This is a genomic window from Zavarzinia compransoris (genome assembly GCF_003173055.1).
GTDB lineage: Bacteria > Pseudomonadota > Alphaproteobacteria > Zavarziniales > Zavarziniaceae > Zavarzinia > Zavarzinia compransoris.
Window position 1 is genome coordinate 1,113,418 of sequence record NZ_QGLF01000001.1, and the last position, 15,643, is coordinate 1,129,060.

Annotated in this window: 19 protein-coding genes; 6 read left to right on the forward strand and 13 right to left on the reverse strand. The window is 67.3% G+C overall.

Annotation, left to right across the window (positions count from 1 at the left end; translation table 11 throughout):
• Positions 1 to 138: 138 nt before the first annotated feature.
• From DKG75_RS05410 to groES, 3 genes are all read right to left on the reverse strand, one after another.
• Positions 139 to 894, reverse strand: coding sequence for a hypothetical protein (locus DKG75_RS05410; protein WP_109920012.1), 756 nt, complete (start codon positions 892 to 894; stop codon positions 139 to 141).
• Between the two features lie 147 nt (positions 895 to 1,041).
• Positions 1,042 to 2,682: a chaperonin GroEL gene (gene groL, locus DKG75_RS05415; protein WP_109920013.1), complete on the reverse strand. Its 1,641-nt coding sequence runs from the start codon at positions 2,680 to 2,682 to the stop codon at positions 1,042 to 1,044.
• Positions 2,683 to 2,732: 50 nt separating this feature from the next.
• A complete protein-coding gene (gene groES, locus DKG75_RS05420) occupies positions 2,733 to 3,068 on the reverse strand; it encodes a co-chaperone GroES (protein WP_109920014.1) in 336 nt (111 codons plus the stop codon).
• 334 nt (positions 3,069 to 3,402) lie between these two features.
• Between groES and DKG75_RS05425 the strand changes: the two genes are divergently transcribed.
• The 5 genes from DKG75_RS05425 (at position 3,403) to DKG75_RS05445 (ending at position 6,856) form a co-directional block, all read left to right on the forward strand.
• Positions 3,403 to 4,230, forward strand: a complete 828-nt coding sequence (locus DKG75_RS05425; protein ID WP_243746446.1) for an N-acetylmuramoyl-L-alanine amidase family protein — start codon at positions 3,403 to 3,405, stop codon at positions 4,228 to 4,230.
• A complete protein-coding gene (locus DKG75_RS05430; RefSeq protein WP_208111948.1) occupies positions 4,227 to 4,607 on the forward strand; it encodes a DUF423 domain-containing protein in 381 nt (126 codons plus the stop codon). Before DKG75_RS05425 ends, DKG75_RS05430 begins: the two co-directional genes overlap by 4 nt.
• Positions 4,604 to 4,987 (forward strand): hypothetical protein, encoded by a 384-nt coding sequence (locus tag DKG75_RS05435; RefSeq protein WP_109920016.1) that lies wholly within the window; start codon positions 4,604 to 4,606, stop codon positions 4,985 to 4,987. Before DKG75_RS05430 ends, DKG75_RS05435 begins: the two co-directional genes overlap by 4 nt.
• An 82-nt stretch (positions 4,988 to 5,069) precedes the next feature.
• Entirely contained in the window at positions 5,070 to 6,215 is a 1,146-nt protein-coding gene (rodA, locus tag DKG75_RS05440) for a rod shape-determining protein RodA (RefSeq protein WP_243746447.1), read from the forward strand.
• Positions 6,216 to 6,220: 5 nt separating this feature from the next.
• Positions 6,221 to 6,856 (forward strand): exopolysaccharide biosynthesis protein, encoded by a 636-nt coding sequence (locus tag DKG75_RS05445; RefSeq protein ID WP_109920018.1) that lies wholly within the window; start codon positions 6,221 to 6,223, stop codon positions 6,854 to 6,856.
• A gap of 21 nt (positions 6,857 to 6,877) precedes the next feature.
• Here the strand turns inward: DKG75_RS05445 and DKG75_RS05450 are convergent, their stop codons facing one another.
• From DKG75_RS05450 to DKG75_RS05465, 4 genes are read right to left on the reverse strand one after another with little or no spacing between them, the layout of a single operon-like run.
• Entirely contained in the window at positions 6,878 to 7,261 is a 384-nt protein-coding gene (locus DKG75_RS05450; protein WP_109920019.1) for a hypothetical protein, read from the reverse strand.
• Positions 7,262 to 7,267: 6 nt separating this feature from the next.
• Positions 7,268 to 7,852, reverse strand: coding sequence for a hypothetical protein (locus DKG75_RS05455; protein ID WP_109920020.1), 585 nt, complete (start codon positions 7,850 to 7,852; stop codon positions 7,268 to 7,270).
• 16 nt (positions 7,853 to 7,868) lie between these two features.
• On the reverse strand, positions 7,869 to 8,987 hold the full coding sequence (locus DKG75_RS05460) for a toxic anion resistance protein (RefSeq protein ID WP_208111949.1): 1,119 nt from the start codon (positions 8,985 to 8,987) through the stop codon (positions 7,869 to 7,871).
• A gap of 49 nt (positions 8,988 to 9,036) precedes the next feature.
• Positions 9,037 to 9,669: a hypothetical protein gene (locus DKG75_RS05465; protein ID WP_109920021.1), complete on the reverse strand. Its 633-nt coding sequence runs from the start codon at positions 9,667 to 9,669 to the stop codon at positions 9,037 to 9,039.
• Positions 9,670 to 9,773: 104 nt separating this feature from the next.
• Here DKG75_RS05465 and DKG75_RS05470 point away from each other — a divergent pair, with 104 nt between their 5' ends.
• A complete protein-coding gene (locus DKG75_RS05470; RefSeq protein ID WP_109920022.1) occupies positions 9,774 to 10,199 on the forward strand; it encodes a PaaI family thioesterase in 426 nt (141 codons plus the stop codon).
• Positions 10,200 to 10,220: 21 nt separating this feature from the next.
• Here DKG75_RS05470 and DKG75_RS22930 read toward each other — a convergent pair whose 3' ends face one another.
• The 6 genes from DKG75_RS22930 to DKG75_RS05495 form a co-directional block, all read right to left on the reverse strand.
• Positions 10,221 to 10,391, reverse strand: coding sequence for a hypothetical protein (locus DKG75_RS22930; RefSeq protein WP_166646351.1), 171 nt, complete (start codon positions 10,389 to 10,391; stop codon positions 10,221 to 10,223).
• An 88-nt stretch (positions 10,392 to 10,479) separates the two neighbouring features.
• Positions 10,480 to 11,385 carry a hypothetical protein gene (locus DKG75_RS05475; RefSeq protein WP_133636780.1) on the reverse strand — a complete coding sequence of 302 codons (906 nt, stop codon included), beginning with the start codon at positions 11,383 to 11,385 and terminating at the stop codon, positions 10,480 to 10,482.
• A 319-nt stretch (positions 11,386 to 11,704) separates the two neighbouring features.
• On the reverse strand, positions 11,705 to 12,325 hold the full coding sequence (locus tag DKG75_RS05480; protein ID WP_109920024.1) for a LysE family translocator: 621 nt from the start codon (positions 12,323 to 12,325) through the stop codon (positions 11,705 to 11,707).
• Positions 12,326 to 12,339: 14 nt separating this feature from the next.
• Positions 12,340 to 12,798 carry a nickel-responsive transcriptional regulator NikR gene (gene nikR / locus DKG75_RS05485; protein WP_109920025.1) on the reverse strand — a complete coding sequence of 153 codons (459 nt, stop codon included), beginning with the start codon at positions 12,796 to 12,798 and terminating at the stop codon, positions 12,340 to 12,342.
• Between the two features lie 67 nt (positions 12,799 to 12,865).
• Positions 12,866 to 14,098 carry a DUF445 domain-containing protein gene (locus DKG75_RS05490; RefSeq protein ID WP_109920026.1) on the reverse strand — a complete coding sequence of 411 codons (1,233 nt, stop codon included), beginning with the start codon at positions 14,096 to 14,098 and terminating at the stop codon, positions 12,866 to 12,868.
• 135 nt (positions 14,099 to 14,233) lie between these two features.
• Positions 14,234 to 15,400, reverse strand: coding sequence for a hypothetical protein (locus DKG75_RS05495; RefSeq protein ID WP_133636782.1), 1,167 nt, complete (start codon positions 15,398 to 15,400; stop codon positions 14,234 to 14,236).
• Between the last annotated feature and the right edge of the window lie 243 nt (positions 15,401 to 15,643).

The window sequence follows — 15,643 nt, forward strand, 5'->3', positions numbered from 1 at the left end:
TTAACCAAAAATAAACCTTGCCATACCATGAAACGCACAGGAAAACCCCGCGCCCACCGCGGAAAGCAGGTGGGCACGGGTCTTTGGAGTTTCTTACGCGTTACTATAGGACCAAGCCGCCGGCAAGCGGATCAGGGCCTATTGGCCATCGCGGCGGCGGCGCTCTTCCTCGCGCTGCTGGCGCTCCCGTTCGATGTCCCGCTGACGCTCCTGCTGATCGCGCTGGCGGCGGTCGTTTTCGGACTGCTGCCCGCGCTCCCGTTCGCGGCGTTCGCGCTCGTACTGCTGCCGGCGGTCCTGGTCTTGGCGCTCGCGTTCGTATTGCTGGCGGCGCTCCTGGTCATGGCGCTCGCGTTCGCGCTGCTGGCGGTCCTGGTCGTTGCGTTCGCGCTCGCGCTGCTGGCGCTCCTGGTCACGGCGCTCGCGCTCGTATTGCTGCTGGCGGTCCTGGTCGCGGCGCTCGCGCTCGTATTGCTGCCGGCGCTCCTGGTCGCGGCGTTCGCGTTCGTATTGCTGCTGGCGCTCCTGGTCGCGGCGTTCGCGCTCGTACTGCTGCCGGCGCTCCTGGTCGCGGCGTTCGCGCTCGTATTGTTCGCGGCGCTGCCGATCCTCGTCGCGCTGGCGGCCGCGTTCGTATTGTTCCTGCCGCTCGCGTTCGTACTGGCGCTGGCGGTCCCGTTCGTATTGCTGCTGCTGGCGCTCCTGCTCGCGGCGCTGGCGTTCATAGTCGCGCTGATAGTCATTGGGCCGCCCGCCCTGGCCGTAATAGGGCGGCGGCGAACCATAGCCGCCGTTGCCATAGCCGTCGTAACCGTCCTCATAGGCGACGCAGCCGACGAGGGTGAGCGCAAGCGGCACCCAGCCCAACAGCCGCCCCCAGGAACCCATGGTCATTCCATCTCACTCCGATCCGGGCATTTGCCCCCATGGCCAATAACACCGCGTCCGGCGTCCGGTTGCAGGCGGGACCGCGGGCCAAACGAAAACGGGGCCGGCTTGCGCCGACCCCGTTCCCGAATGAACAGGCTGGATAGGGCTGGATCAGAAATCCATGCCGCCCATGCCGCCCATGTCGCCGCCCGGCATGGCCGGGGCCTTCTTCTCCGGCTTCTCGGCGATCATGGCTTCCGTCGTGATCAGCAGGCCGGCGACCGAGGCCGCATCCTGGAGCGCGCAGCGGACGACCTTGGTCGGGTCGATGATGCCGGCCTTCACCATGTCGGTGTAGACGTCGTTCTGGGCGTCGTAGCCGAGCTTGGTGTCCTTGTTCTCAAGCAGCTTGCCGGCGACGACCGCGCCGTCCTTGCCGGCGTTCTCGGCGATCTGACGGACCGGGGCCTGGAGCGCGCGACGGATGATGTCGACGCCGTGCTTCTGGTCTTCGTGCTCGATCTTCAGCTTGTCGAGCGCGCGGGTGGCATAGAGCAGCGCCGTGCCGCCGCCCGGGACGATGCCTTCTTCGACGGCAGCGCGGGTGGCATGCAGGGCGTCGTCGACGCGGTCCTTGCGTTCCTTCACTTCGACTTCGGTCGAGCCGCCGACCTTGATCACCGCAACGCCGCCGGCGAGCTTCGCCAGGCGTTCCTGCAGCTTTTCACGGTCGTAGTCGGACGAGGTCTCTTCGATCTGGGCGCGGATCTGGCCGACGCGGGCCTGGATCTGGTCCTTCTTGCCGAGGCCGTCGACGATCGTCGAGTTTTCCTTGTCGATGACGACCTTCTTGGCCTGGCCGAGCATCTTCAGGTTGACGTTCTCGAGCTTGATGCCCAGGTCTTCGGAGATCACCTGGCCACCGGTCAGGATGGCGATGTCTTCCAGCATGGCCTTGCGACGGTCGCCGAAGCCCGGCGCCTTCACGGCCGCGACCTTCAGGCCGCCGCGGAGCTTGTTGACCACGAGGGTGGCCAGCGCTTCGCCTTCGACGTCTTCCGCGATGATCAGCAGCGGACGGCCCGACTGCACCACCGACTCGAGCACCGGCAGCATGGCCTGGAGGCCCGACAGCTTCTTCTCGTGCAGGAGGATATAGGGGCTGTCGAGTTCGACGGTCATCTTCTCCGCGTTGGTCACGAAGTAGGGCGACAGGTAGCCGCGGTCGAACTGCATGCCTTCGACGACGTCGAGCTCGGTCTCCAGGCCCTTGGCCTCTTCAACCGTGATCACGCCTTCCTTGCCGACCTTTTCCATCGCCTTGGCGATCATCTCGCCGATGGCGCGCTCGCCATTGGCCGAGATGGTGCCGACCTGGGCGATCTCGTCCGAGCCGGCGATCTTCTTCGACTGCTTCTTCACCTCGGCGACGACCGCTTCGACCGCGATGTCGATGCCGCGCTTCAGGTCCATCGGGTTCATGCCGGCGGCAACGCCCTTGGCGCCTTCGCGGACGATCGCGGCGGCGAGAACGGTCGCCGTGGTGGTGCCGTCACCGGCGAGATCGTTGGTCTTCGAGGCCACTTCGCGCACCATCTGGGCGCCCATGTTCTCGAAACGATCGGCCAGTTCGATTTCCTTGGCGACCGAGACACCGTCCTTGGTGATGCGCGGCGCGCCGAACGACTTCTCGATCACGACATTGCGGCCCTTCGGGCCCAGGGTGACCTTCACCGCGTCGGCGAGAAGCTCGACACCGCGCAGCATGCGCGAACGGGCGTCGGTGCTAAAACGAATATCCTTGGCAGCCATCGGCTTGCTCCTTCAAAAGCTATTCAGGGCGGGGAGAATGGCGAGACCGCTCAGGCGGCCTTCTTGCCCTTCTTCGCGGGGACAGCCGGAGCCACCGTGTCCGCGAGAACGCCGAGAATGTCGGATTCCTTCATGATCAGGAGGTCCTGACCGTCCAGCTTGATTTCCGTGCCGGACCACTTGCCGAACAGGATGCGGTCACCCACCTTCACGTCGAGGGCGACGACTTCGCCCTTCTCGTTGCGGGCGCCGGAGCCGACGGCGACAACCTCGCCTTCCTGCGGCTTTTCCTTGGCGGTGTCGGGGATGATGATCCCGCCCTTGGTCTTTTCTTCAGCGTCGATACGCTTCACCAGAACCCGGTCATGCAACGGCCGAAAGCTCATGGAAACCTCCTCTAGAGTAGACAAAGGCCTTAATATCGGGCCGCGTTGTTAGCACTCCCATTTGGCGAGTGCCAACAGCCGCCGCAGAGTTAGGCACGGCCCCGGGGCCTGTCAAGACGCTGGCCGCGCTTTTCTGCAGCGGCGGCACGGAAAAATCGCCCAGTTTCCCCTGGCGCCTTTAATCGGAATCTGAGTGATGGGCGACAAGCACTTGATTCGAAGGGAAAAGAGTGAGATTCTGCCAGTGCTGTACGGCTCCCCCAGGGGCGCCGGCGTCGGTTATTGCGGTGGGCCTCCGCCTTTGGCGGGCCCCGGCGCCAACGGGCATCGGTAAATGAGCATCGATCGTCGGGACATTCTGCGCTTCGGCCTCGGCCTGCCTTTCCTGCTCTCCGCGGGCGCCGCGGAGGCGCTGGCGGAAAGCCTGCCGACCCCTGCGCGCAAGCCCGCCCCACCGCGCGGCGCCGCGGCCGGGCCGGTCAAGACCATGCCCGTCATCATGCTCGATCCCGGCCACGGCGGCCGCGATCCGGGCGCGATCGGGCCGAGCGGCGCCTTCGAGAAGGATATCACCCTCGACCTCGCGAAACGGATCGCCACCCGGATCGAATCGCGCGGCCGCTGCAAGGTGATCCTGACCCGGCGCAAGGATGTCTTCGTGCCCCTGAAGGACCGGGCCTTCCTGGCCCAGACCGCCAAGGCCGATTTCTTCGTCTCGATCCATGCGGATTCGGCCCCGAACCCGGACGCGCGCGGCCTTTCCGCCTATACGCTGTCGGAAAAGGCGTCGGACGGGCTCGCCGCCGCCATCGCCGACCGGGAGAATGCGGTCGACCTCGTCCATGGCCTCGACGTCGGCGTTTCCGATCCCGATGTCGCCGCCATCCTGTTCGACCTGACCCGGCGCCATTCCCTGAACACCGCGCTGGCCCGCAAGGCCCATATCGTCAAGGCCGCGGGCGCCAAGCTGCGCCTGATGGACAATCCCCGCCGCTCGGCCAATTTCGCCGTGCTCAAGGTGCCCGACGTGCCGGCGGTGCTGATCGAAACCGGTTTCCTCTCCAATGCCGCCGATGAAAGGCTCCTGACTTCGGAAAAGAGCCGGGCCCAGATCGCCCAGGTTCTGGCCGATGCCTTCACCGGCGCCGTGACGGTGGCATGATGAATATTCTCTTTCGCCTCGCCCTGATCCTGGCCGCCCTCGACGGCCTGCTCGCGGTCGGCATCGGCGCCTTCGCCGCCCACGGCCTGAAGGCGACGGCGACCGCCTATCAGCTCGACCTGATCCAGACCGCCAGCCAGTACCAGATGGTTCATGCCGCCGCCGCCCTCGGCGCGCTCTGGCTCGCCGACCGGGGCTGGACTTCGGCCGTCGCCGCCCTGGCGCTTGCCGCCGGCGCCTTCGTCTTCGGCGGCGCGCTCTATGCGATCGCGCTGGCCGACCTGTCGCTCGGCATGGTCGCCCCCGTCGGCGGCACGCTGATGCTGATCGGCTGGGCCTGGATCCTGATCGGCGCCCTGGTCAAGGCCGGGCGTTGATCCGGCTGCTGCGGCTCGTCGCCAGCCTGCTCCGCCTCGGAACCCGGCCCGCCGCCACGGCGGCCCCGGTTCGCCCCCCTTCCTTGCCCCTGCCCGCGATCGCCTTCGCCTACCCGTGGATCGCGCTGACCGACGGTGCGGCCCGCGCCCTGTTCGACCGCGAATTACGCCTCGAACTCGTGCCCGGCCATCCGCTGCACGGCATCGGCGCCACCGCCATCGGCCGGGTGGACGGCGAGGACGACATTCTCTTCGCCCTCGACGACGGGCGCCTCGCCGTGGTCCATCTCACCTTCATCGGCAAGCCGGAGCAGAGCCCGGCCTGGCCGCGCTGCACCCTTTTCGCCACCGCCGCAGCCTTCGAGGCGGCACAGCGGTAAGGGTCCCGATCCGCTTTGCACTGCGGCGCGATCCGGTCTAGAACGGGGCGATCCGTCCATGCCGCCAGATCGGACCTTGGCCTTGAGCGTCTATTCGAGCCGGGACGGCGACCGTCCTTCACTGGGGTCGCGCCTGCTGTCGATCAATTGGGGCCTCGTGCTCCTGGTCATCGCCATCGCGGCGATCGGCGTCGCCATGCTCTATTCCAGCGCTGGCGGCAAATGGGACCCCTGGGCCGGGCGGCAATTGGTGCGCTTCATCATCGGCCTTGCGGTCATGGTGGTGGTCGCGGTGATCGATATCTCGGTCTATGCCCGCTATGCCTATCTGCTTTACGGCGCCACCCTGGTCGGGCTGATCGGGGTGGAGATCATGGGCTCGATCGGCATGGGCGCGCAGCGCTGGATCGACCTCGGCTTCTTCCAGATCCAGCCCTCCGAAATCATGAAGCTGGCGCTGGTCCTGGCGCTCGCGCGCTATTTCCACGGCGTGATGCCGGAACAGATCGGCCGGCCCACGGTGCTGATCATTCCCCTGATCATGGTCCTGCTGCCGGTCGCGCTCGTCCTGAAGCAGCCGAACCTCGGCACGGCGACGCTGCTCATGCTCGGCTCGGGCGCCATCTTCTTCCTGGCCGGGGTGCGGCTGTGGAAATTCGCCATCGTCATCGGCGCCGGCCTCAGTGCCCTGCCGGTCGCCTGGGAATTCCTCCACGACTACCAGAAACGCCGGGTGCTGACCTTCCTCGATCCCGAGGCGGACCCGCTGGGGGCGGGCTACAACATCCTGCAATCGATGATCGCGCTCGGCTCCGGCGGGGTCTTCGGCAAGGGCTATCTCCTTGGCACGCAAAGCCAATTGCGTTTCGTCCCCGAAGTTCACACCGATTTCATCTTCCCCCAGCTGGCCGAGGAATTCGGCATGATCGGCGGGCTTCTGCTGATCCTTCTCTATGTCTGCGTCTTCGGCTATGCGCTGGCCATCGGCCTCGGCTGCCGGCATCAATTCGGGCGGCTGGTGGCGCTGGGGATCGGCACCCAGCTCTTCCTCTATGTCTTCATCAACCTGTCGATGGTGATGGGCCTGATCCCGGTGGTGGGCATTCCGCTGCCCCTCGTCTCCTACGGCGGCTCGGCGACCATGACGCTGATGATCGGCGTCGGCCTGATCCTGTCGGTTTCCGTGCACCGGGAACGGCGCCTGCCCCGGCGCCTCGACCACGGCTGAGGCTCATGGCGCGCAAGCAGAAGTCCCAAAGCCCGTTTCGCGATCCTTCGGCGGCGGAGACCCTGGTGGTCCTCGCCTTCGGCTGGCCGCGGGAACGGATCACCATCGGCGAGATCGTCGATCTTCTGGCGGAGCGCGGCTTCGGACTGCTGATCCTGCTGCTGGCCCTGCCCACCTGCCTGCCGATCGCCCCGCCCGGGCTTTCCGCCATCGCCGGCTTTCCGATCGCGCTGATCGCCTTGCAGATGGTGGCGGGCCTGCCCCGGCCCTGGCTGCCCAAGCGGGTGCTGGCCAAGTCCCTCGACATCGAGGACCTGCGCCGGGTGGTCAAGGGCGGCCTGCCGGTCGTCCACCGGATCGAGAAAGTGCTGAAGCCCCGGCTTCAGGCCCTGACCGGCGCGGCGCAGGAACGGCTGGTGGCGGTGCTCATCGCGGCACTGGGCCTGCTGCTGGCCAGCCCGATCCCCTTCACCAATATCCCGCTGTCCTTCGCCATCTTGTTCCTGGCCCTCGGCCTGATCGAGCAGGACGGGCTGATGACGGCGATCGGCATCGTCGCCGGCATCGCCGCCATCCTCTTCCTCGCCTATATGACCTCGGTTTCCTGGCACGCCCTCTCGGGCTGGATCGACGGTATTTAGGGGCTGACGGTATTTAGGGGCTCAGGGCTTCCGGATCCAATCCTCGGAACCGGCGGCTTCCGAGCCGACCGGCGCCCAGCGGCCCTTCAGGCTGCCGTCGGGCATGACGATGAAGGCGGCGACCGCCGCTTCCTTGGTCGCCTGGTCCTGCCAGGTGACGGACAGCGTATCGCCCAGCCGGAGACCGACGCCCACCGCCGTCTGCCCCCCCGCCTTCCATTCCAGCTGGTAGACCTCGCCCACCAGGCTGACCTTGACCTCGGCGCCATAGGTGCCGTCCTCGCCCGGGTTCTTGCCGCGCACGATATAGGTGCCGACGACATCGAAGGCCTGGGCGAAGGCCGGGCCGGCGACGGCGGCGGTGACGGCCAGGGCCAGGGCCAGGCGCCGGAACAGTTTCGACATGCTCTCTCACTCCCTTTCGCGCGGCCTGCGCTTGCCGCGTTCTGCTTCGATCGTGCGGGCGATCACCGCCAGTTCTAGGTCCAGCCGGCCAAGGGCCGAATCGGCATGGTCGGCGAAGGCTTTCCCCACCTCGTCCAGCATCCCGGCGATTTTGGCAAGATCGGGGTGATCGGGCCCGGCCAGGGCCTGCAATTCGACCGCCTGTTCGGCGATCCTGAGCGCCATGTCCAGCCAGAAGGTGAGCGGCCGCCGGTGCGCCATGGCTTCGGCCGGGCGGCGCTCGATCAGCGCCACGGTATCGAGCGCCGCCGCCGCGATCGCCTGAAACCGGCGATGCAGCCCCGGCCCCAGGCCGGCGGCCAGTTCGTCGAGCCGGCGCAGCCGCTCCCCCGCCCCCTCGACCAGGGCCGCGGCAATACCGTCGTCGGGCAGGACGGCCGGTGTCAGCGCCCGTCCCAGCAGCAGCAGACCGGCATAGGCCGCACCGGCCAGCAGCAGGGACGCCCCCGCCCCGGCCCCCAGGCCGAGGTAGAAGACGAGGAAAGCGATGCCGCCGCCCGCCCCCGCCGCGACATGCCGCAGCCGGCCCATCGCCGCCCGGGCCGCCTCAGCGCTGGGTCAGGCGGTTCTTCAGGTCGGTCTCGATCTTGACCAGTTCCGCTTCCGCCTGCCGGCGCTTGGTCCGGCCTTCGGTCTGGATCTTGATCACTTCGTCGATGGTCGAGATCAGGTCGCGGTTCACCGTCTGCAGGGTTTCGATGTCGACGATGCCGCGTTCCGCCTCGCGCGCGACGCCGATCGTGCCCTGCTTCAGCAGCTCGGCATTCTTCTTCAGCAGTTCGTTGGTCGTATCCGTCACCTTGCGCTGCAATTCGAGCGCGCCCTGCGACCGGGCGATCGAAATGGCGATCACCATCTGGTTCTTCCAGATCGGGATGGTGTTCAGGATCGACGACTGGATCTTTTCGACCAGCACCGTGTCGTTGGCCTGGATCATGCGGATCTGCGGCATGGTCTGCAAGGTCACGGTCTTCGACAGGCGCAGGTCCTGGAGCTTCTTCTCGAAGCGGTCGAGGGCCTGGCGGACGTCGTTCAGCTTCTGCGCGTTGATCTGGGCCAGACCCGGGTCCGGGTCGTTGGCCGCGGCTTCGAGGACCGGCAGCAGCTTCGCCTGGGTTTCCGCCAGCAATTCCTCGCCCGCGCGGATATGCAGGTTCAGCGCCTTGAAATTCTCGCGGTTGCGGTCGAACAGCATGTCCAGCATGACGACGTCGCGCAGCAGCTGGTCCTTGGTCTCTTCGAGTTTCAGGACGATGCGGTCGATCTGGCTGGAGACCTTCTCGTAACGCCCCAGGAACTTGCCGATCTCGTTTTTGGCCGAGCCGAACAGGCGGCCGAGGAAGCCGCCGCTCTTCGACAGGGATTCGGCGTCGATGTCGCGCACCTTGGCCATCAGGTCGGACAGGGTCTCGCCCACCACGCCCGAATCCTTGGCCGCCACGGTCTTCAGGATGCCGTCGGCGAATTCGGCGATATTGGCCTGGACCTTGCCGCCGAACTGCAGCACCTGGGCGCTGTCGGTCAGGTCGAGGCGGGACTTGATCTCGCCGATCGTCGCCAGTTCCGCGGGCTCCAGCACCGCAACGGCCGAGGTATCGCGGGCAAGCTCGGCCTCCATGGTCTGGAGCGCCTTTGAAGGTTGCGGCACCAGGGTCGAAGTCGACATTCACGCTCTCCCGTTCATTGCGGCTGGCCGCACTATAGCGGACAAGGGCTCAGGCGGCGAGCGAGCCGGGGGCCGGGCGCAGCACCTTTCCCTCGGGCGTGGCCAGCCCGGCCGCGACCAGAAGGCCGAGGAAGCGGGCGAAATGGCGGGCCGCGGTCGGCCGGTGGCAGCCCTCCAGCCAATTCTGCTCGAGAAAGGCGAGAATGCCGGGCTGGCCCAGCTCGATCTCCCACAGCACGCCGAGCAGGGAGGCCAGCGTCTCTTCCTGTTCCCGGGTGGCGAAATCGGCGCAGGTCGCCGCATTCGCCTCCTCGATCCGGCCGGATTCGGGGCCGGCGCCGAGGCCGAAATCGATCACATGGCGCCGCTCGGGCGGGGCGACCAGGAAATGGGTGACCTCATGCACGATCACACTCGCCTCCGACCGGGTGCGGAGGATGCGGCCGTCCCACGAGAACGCCGCCTGCGGCTCCTCGTCCAGCACCGCCATGCCGAAGCTCTCGGCCAGGGCGACGGCGGCGGCGCGCTGTTCCGGGGTATCGACGCCGGCGGCGGTGAAGCGCGCACTGTCGGCGATCAGGGCGAAAGCGGCACGGGCCCAGGGCGCCTCGGCCACGAGAAGCGCGTCGAAAGTCGCCGCCAGGGCCGGCAATTCGCCGAGATCGACAGGGGTCAGGATCATGCCCCGCTTTTAGGGCGAAGGCCCATGCGCGGGCAAGGGTGGTCCTGGCGCCGGCAGCCGCTTATTTTGACGCAGGGACAAGCAACAAGGACCAGGGAGGGATCATGGCCTTGCCGGAACAGGCAGCGATGACCGCGACGGAGGTACAGGCATTCCTCGAGCAGGTCTTCGAGCAGGCGACCCATATCAAGGTGGAGGAGACGGCCCCCGGCTTCTCCCGCTGCCGCCTGCCCTTCGACCCCCGGCACCTGCGGCCGGGCGGCACGATTTCCGGCCCGTCCATGTTCCAGCTGGCGGATTGCGGGCTCTATGCCATGGTGCTCGGCACCCTCGGGCCGGTGGCTCTGGCGGTGACCACCAATCTGAACATCAATTTCCTGCGCAAGCCCGCACCGCGCGACATGATCGCGGAAAGCCGGGCCCTAAAGTTCGGCAGCCGCCTCGTGATCGGCGAGGTTTCGCTCTATTCCGAGGGCGATCCGGAACTGGTCGCCCATGCCACCGGAACCTATTCGATCCCGCCGCGCTGACGGCGCCGCCGAACGGGGAGATCAGCGGAACAGGCGGAACACGGCCCAGGCGCCGATGACCACGGCGGCGATCACGATGATGCCCTCGGTGCTCTGGGCCTGGCGCAGCAGATCGTCGGCCAGGCCATAGGCATCGGGCGCCAGGTCCGCGCGCGGCACAAGGTTCCACACGAAAGCTGCCAATCCGTCCATCGCCGCCCCCACAACCGTTCGGCCACAGGGTAGAGCGGGCGGCCCGCCGGTCAAGCCCCGTCAGGTAAACCCCGTCAGGCGAGACCCATCAGGGCCGGGCCGGCAGGGCGATCAGCTTGAGGCGCGCGGGCAGCCGGGCCCTGGCGATATCGAAACGCTCGCCATCGAAGGGGATGACGATGCGCTGCCCCTCGTCCACCGCCCAGGTGAAGGCGCGGCCCGTCGGCTTGCCGGCGTCATAGACGATGTGCTGGTCGTCCCGGGGTTTGCCGTCGGCCTCGTCCAGCCATTGCACCCGGTTCAGCCACTCGACCTGCTCACCCGCCTGGGGATCGCCAAGGGCGACGCGCAATTCGATGCGCTGCACCGGCACATCCTCGCGCACCAGGGTGATGACGCCGAGCGAGGCCGGATCCGCGCTGGCCAGTTCCTCATAACCCGGTTCGATCGCTTTGAAGGTGAAGACCTGGAACGCCACCGCCTCGCCCTGGCCGCCCCGCGGCAGGCCAGTCGCCGTCAGCACGTCGAAATCGCTGGACCGCGCGGCGATCAGCCGGCCCGTCAGCAGGTCATAGGTGGCGATCGTATTGGCCTGCACGCAGCAGCCCCAGGTCTCCGCCTCGGCCAGGGGCATGCGGTCGATGCGCAACTCGTTGGCCCTCACGTCCAGGGTGCGCAGCACCGGGCCGATGCCCTGCGCCGACAGGGCGCGGACGGAGATCAGGCGGCGCGGCGGCGGCGCGATATCGTCGCTTTCCGCCAGGGGCGGTTCGCTGCGGGTCTCGACCTCGATCAGGTAGTTGCGGCTATCGCCCTCGGCGACATAGTGGCTGCGGCGCAGGAAATCCCGCCCGGTCAGGCGCAGGAAAGCCCCCGCCCCGGGCACGAATTCGGCCACCGCCGGGCCTTCGAGACGCAGGTCCGACGCCCCCGCCGGCGGCACAGCCATGACGGCGATCGAGAACATAAATGCAACCGGAAGCGAAGGACGCATGCGAATCTCCCCTGCTGCCGTATCTTAGCAAGCCCTGCCGTCCCGCAGCGCCGCAATTCGGCCGGACGCGCGCCAGCCCAGGCTTCCCCTGCGTCAACTTTGCTCATACCAAGGTCGAATGGCGGGGAAATAGGAATCGGCTTCATATGCCTGCACGCCGATAGGTGAAGCGATCTCTCCTCCGCTTGCTTGATCGGAATGGCCGCAGCGCAATGTCGGTTGGGCCGCCCGTCTTCGGGCCCCACGCTGACGCGGCCGCACTCATGCCCGCCGTTCACCCTGGCCCTCGAACGGCGGGCTTTTTTTCCCGGCCCCGCTTTCAGGCCGGGCGGCGCGTGAAGGCCAGCAGCACCCCGAACAGGATCATCAGGCTGCCGCTGATGCGGTTGAACCAGGCCATCGCCCTGCCCCGTGCCATGGCGGCGCCGAGACGCGCCCCGATCAGCGCATAGAGGGCGATGGCGACTGCCTCGAGCACCAGGAAGGTGGCGCCGAGAATGGTGAAGCTGAGGGCATAGGCGCCGGGGTCGACGAATTGCGGCAGGAAAGCGGTGAAGACCAGGATCGCCTTGGGATTACCGGCGGCGACGACGAATTCCTGCCGGGCCAGCGCGGCCAGCGTGCGGGGCGCCGCCGCCTCGACATCCGCCGCCGGGCCGCCGGCCTTCAGCAGGCGCACGCCGAGATAGACCAGATAGGCCGCCCCCGCCCATTTGACGATATTGAAGGCCAGCGCCGAGGTGGCGAGCAGCGCGCCGAGGCCGAGGCCGGCAATGGCGATCATCAGCGCGAAGGCGATCATCCGCCCGCCCGAGGCCAGCACGGTCCGGCCGACGCCGACCCGCGCGCCATTGGTCAGGGCCAGCAGGTTGTTGGGCCCGAAGGCGAGATTGACGGCGAAACAGGCCGGCAGGAACAGGAGGAAAGCATCCAGGGGCATCGTGCGGATAGAGCTCAATCCCCGCCCTGGCCGTGGCAGTGCGGGTGGCTGTGGTCCTCCCCGCCCGCTTCCCCCTCGGCCGGGACGATGACCAGGCGGCCGTGGCGGACCCCGCGTTCCGCCATCACATGGTCGGCGAAATGGCGCACCTCGCCCGAGGCGCCGCGCAGCAGCGCCACTTCGAGGCAGCGGTCGTGGTCGAGATGGACATGGGTGGTCGCCAGCGACAGGTCGTGGTGATCGTGATGGGCGTTGGTCAGGCGGTTGGCAAGGTCGCGCCGGTGATGGTCGAAGACATAGACCAGGGCGGCGACGCAGGGCCGGTCCCCGCCCTCGCCGACACCGACCTCACCGAGGCCCGCGCGCACCAGATCGCGAATCGCCTCCGACCGGTTGTCGTACTGGCGCGCGGCCATGAAGCGGTCCAGTTCTTCGATCAGGTCGTTGTCGAGGGTGATGGTTACGCGCTGCATCGCTTTCCCCGCTGGAACAGACCCCGGGGCCCAGGGTAAGCCGGCCGCCGCCCCGCCGTCGAGGCCCCTATTGGAAGCCGAGGGCGAGCTGGATCGAGCCGGCGAGGAAGCCGGTGACGGCGCCGAGAACGAAGAAGATCCACTCGTCCTCCTGGAACGCGGGGCGCAACAGGTCCTGGAATTCCTCAGGTGTCAGCGCCCGCGTCCGTTCCGCCAGGAAGCGGGAAAGGAATTTCGCCCGGTCCTTGTTGAAGGCTTCCTCCTCCAGCGGATCCAGGGCCATGGTGGTGGATTTCTCGGCGATCGAGGACTTCAGCCCGGCATAGCCGTCCGGCCCCATGGCCAGTTGCAGCGTGGTGCGGATCACCGGCGATTCGAGCATCGGCGACAGGTGCTTCTTGATGATCAGCCGGGTCTTGCTCGACTGCCGCCCGACCAGGATTTCGCGGGTGATGCGGCCGATGGTCAGCATTTCGCTGGCGGCCAGTTCGGCGAATTTGTCGGCGATTTCCGCCTGGCGCTGCAGGAACACGCCCTGGAAGCGGAAGCCGAGGAATTTGATCGGCTTCAGCGGCCTGAACACCATGGAAAGCGCGATCCAATTGGTCAGGAAGCCGAGGATGGCGGCATAGGCCGGCAGCATCCAATGGGCCGGGATGAAATAGAACAGCACCATCTGCAACAGGCCGAAGGCGAGCCCGATCCAGAAGCTGGCCCGGATCACGAAGGACAATTCCTTGTTGCCGACCTCCATGAACATGCGCACGACCAGGCTGCGGTCGGCCTCGACCTGATTGCCGATCATCTCGCGCACGTCGACCAGGTCTTCGGCATGATCGATGATGTCGTCCATCATCCGGCCCATGACCTTGGACAATTGCCCGCGGGCATGGTTGTAGACGCGGTTGCGCACCACCCGCGGCAGGTTGGCCCAGAGCACCGGGCTCTGCCCCGACATCAGGTCGTCGACGTAATCCTCGATCCGGGCGGAGACGGCCTTGGCGACATGCTCGGAGATCCGCTCCGGCTCCATCTTGCGCATGAAGTCGCTGAGGGTGCCGATCTTGGACAGCGTCTTCTCGACCAGGATGTTCGACATCTTGCGCGCCTTGCGCGGCACGACGCCCTGCCAGCCGAGGAACGGTTCAACGAGGCCGACGAAATGGACCGGGTAGAAGACCATCTGCATGGCCATCCAGACATGGACCCAGGTCACCACGGCGGCCGTGATGGGAATGGTGACGAAACCCCAGAAATCGGGCCGGCTGCTCAGTTCCGCCCAGAATTCACCAAACCCCATGCCCCGACCTCGTCTCTCCCCGCCGGTCTGTTGCCGGCCGCCGCATGATTATCCCGGACGCGCATGGCGAACCAAGCGCGAAACCGCCGCTTTTGGGACCATCCCCCGGTTTCCCCACCCCTGTTCCCGCCGGCCTCACAGGGCGGCGAGAAGTCCCACCGCCAGGAAGATGCCGCCGACGAAGACATGCAGCAGCGGCAGTTCGGTACGCAGCACGTTGCGCTGCATGACCAGGAATTCCAGTTCGTCCATCGCTTCGAAGCAATCGACCACGCGCCGGCGCAGGCGATCGGCGCAACGGGCCGTCAATTCGGGCTCGCGCGCGGCCCGGGGCAGCAGGTCCAGCAGTTCGGCGGTCGCCGACTGGATCATGCCCTGCATGGCCCGGGGCGGAATCACCAGGCTGAGCAGCAGGCGCCCGGGCAGCCGGGCGAAAATCGCGCTCACCCGCCGTTCGACGATGGCGCGGGTGCCGAGCGCGGCACGGCCCCTGACCAGTTCGTCGATGACCACGTCCAGGCGGAAGGCCTCGTCCGCCACCGTATCGGCATAGAAGGCGGTGATCATGCGGCGCTCGGGTAGCAGGGGCGTGAACAGGCGGGCCGGCAGCGGGCGCCAGCGCGCCGGCGGCGGCGTGAACAGCCACGCCACCCCGAGCAGCGAAACCCCGAGCCCGAGCAGCACCCCCCCCAGCACGCCCTGAAGGCCGGGCACGCAGACCGGCAGCAGCATGGGCACGGCGGCAAGCACGGGCAGCAGCACCGCCAGGGCCCGGAAGGCCGGCATGGCCACGGTTTCGATCATGCGCGACAATTCCGCAGGCCGGGCGCCGAAGAAGCGCGTCTGCATGGCCGGCACGTCGATCAGGTCGTCGATCGCGGCGATGATCTCGTCCATGGCGCGGTCGATCGCGCGGGGCACGGTCTTTGCCAGGTGATCCTCGAACTGCACCTTGGCCGCCCCCGGCAGGCTGCGCCAGATGACGCCGAGATGGGCCCGCGCCACCCGGTCCAGGATCTGTTCCCGCTCGGCCGCGAACATGCGGTTGACCGCCTCCGCGATATCCTTGGGGCCGAGGGCCAGGGCGACCTCGTTCAAGGGCCCGACCACATCCAGCGTCAGGCTGCCGATGCGGCCGCCGATCTGGCCGGCGCGGGCGGCGATCAGCGACGGCAGGCGGCCGTCGGCGCGCAGCCGGCGCGGCACCCTGACCCCGGTCAGCAGGACATGGGCCGCGACCAGCGGGGCCGCCGCCACCACCGCGACGCCGAAAACCAGAAGAACCACCGACATCACAGTCAAGACGGCCGCCCTCGCTGCGGCGCCGCACCGCGATCCTCGCCCTGCATGCCCGGTTTCCCCCCACCCTTCTGCAGGAGAGGACGACAGACTTGGTCAGACGTCAAGAATTCTCGAATGGGACGGCGACATGCTGTGGCACGATGGTGGCAACCCTTGCCGGTTCCGGACGGGCCTGTCAGAAAGATGATTAATATTTTCCTGCGTCTCACTGCCTTGTCCCCCTCTTGCCTTATCCCCCTCTTG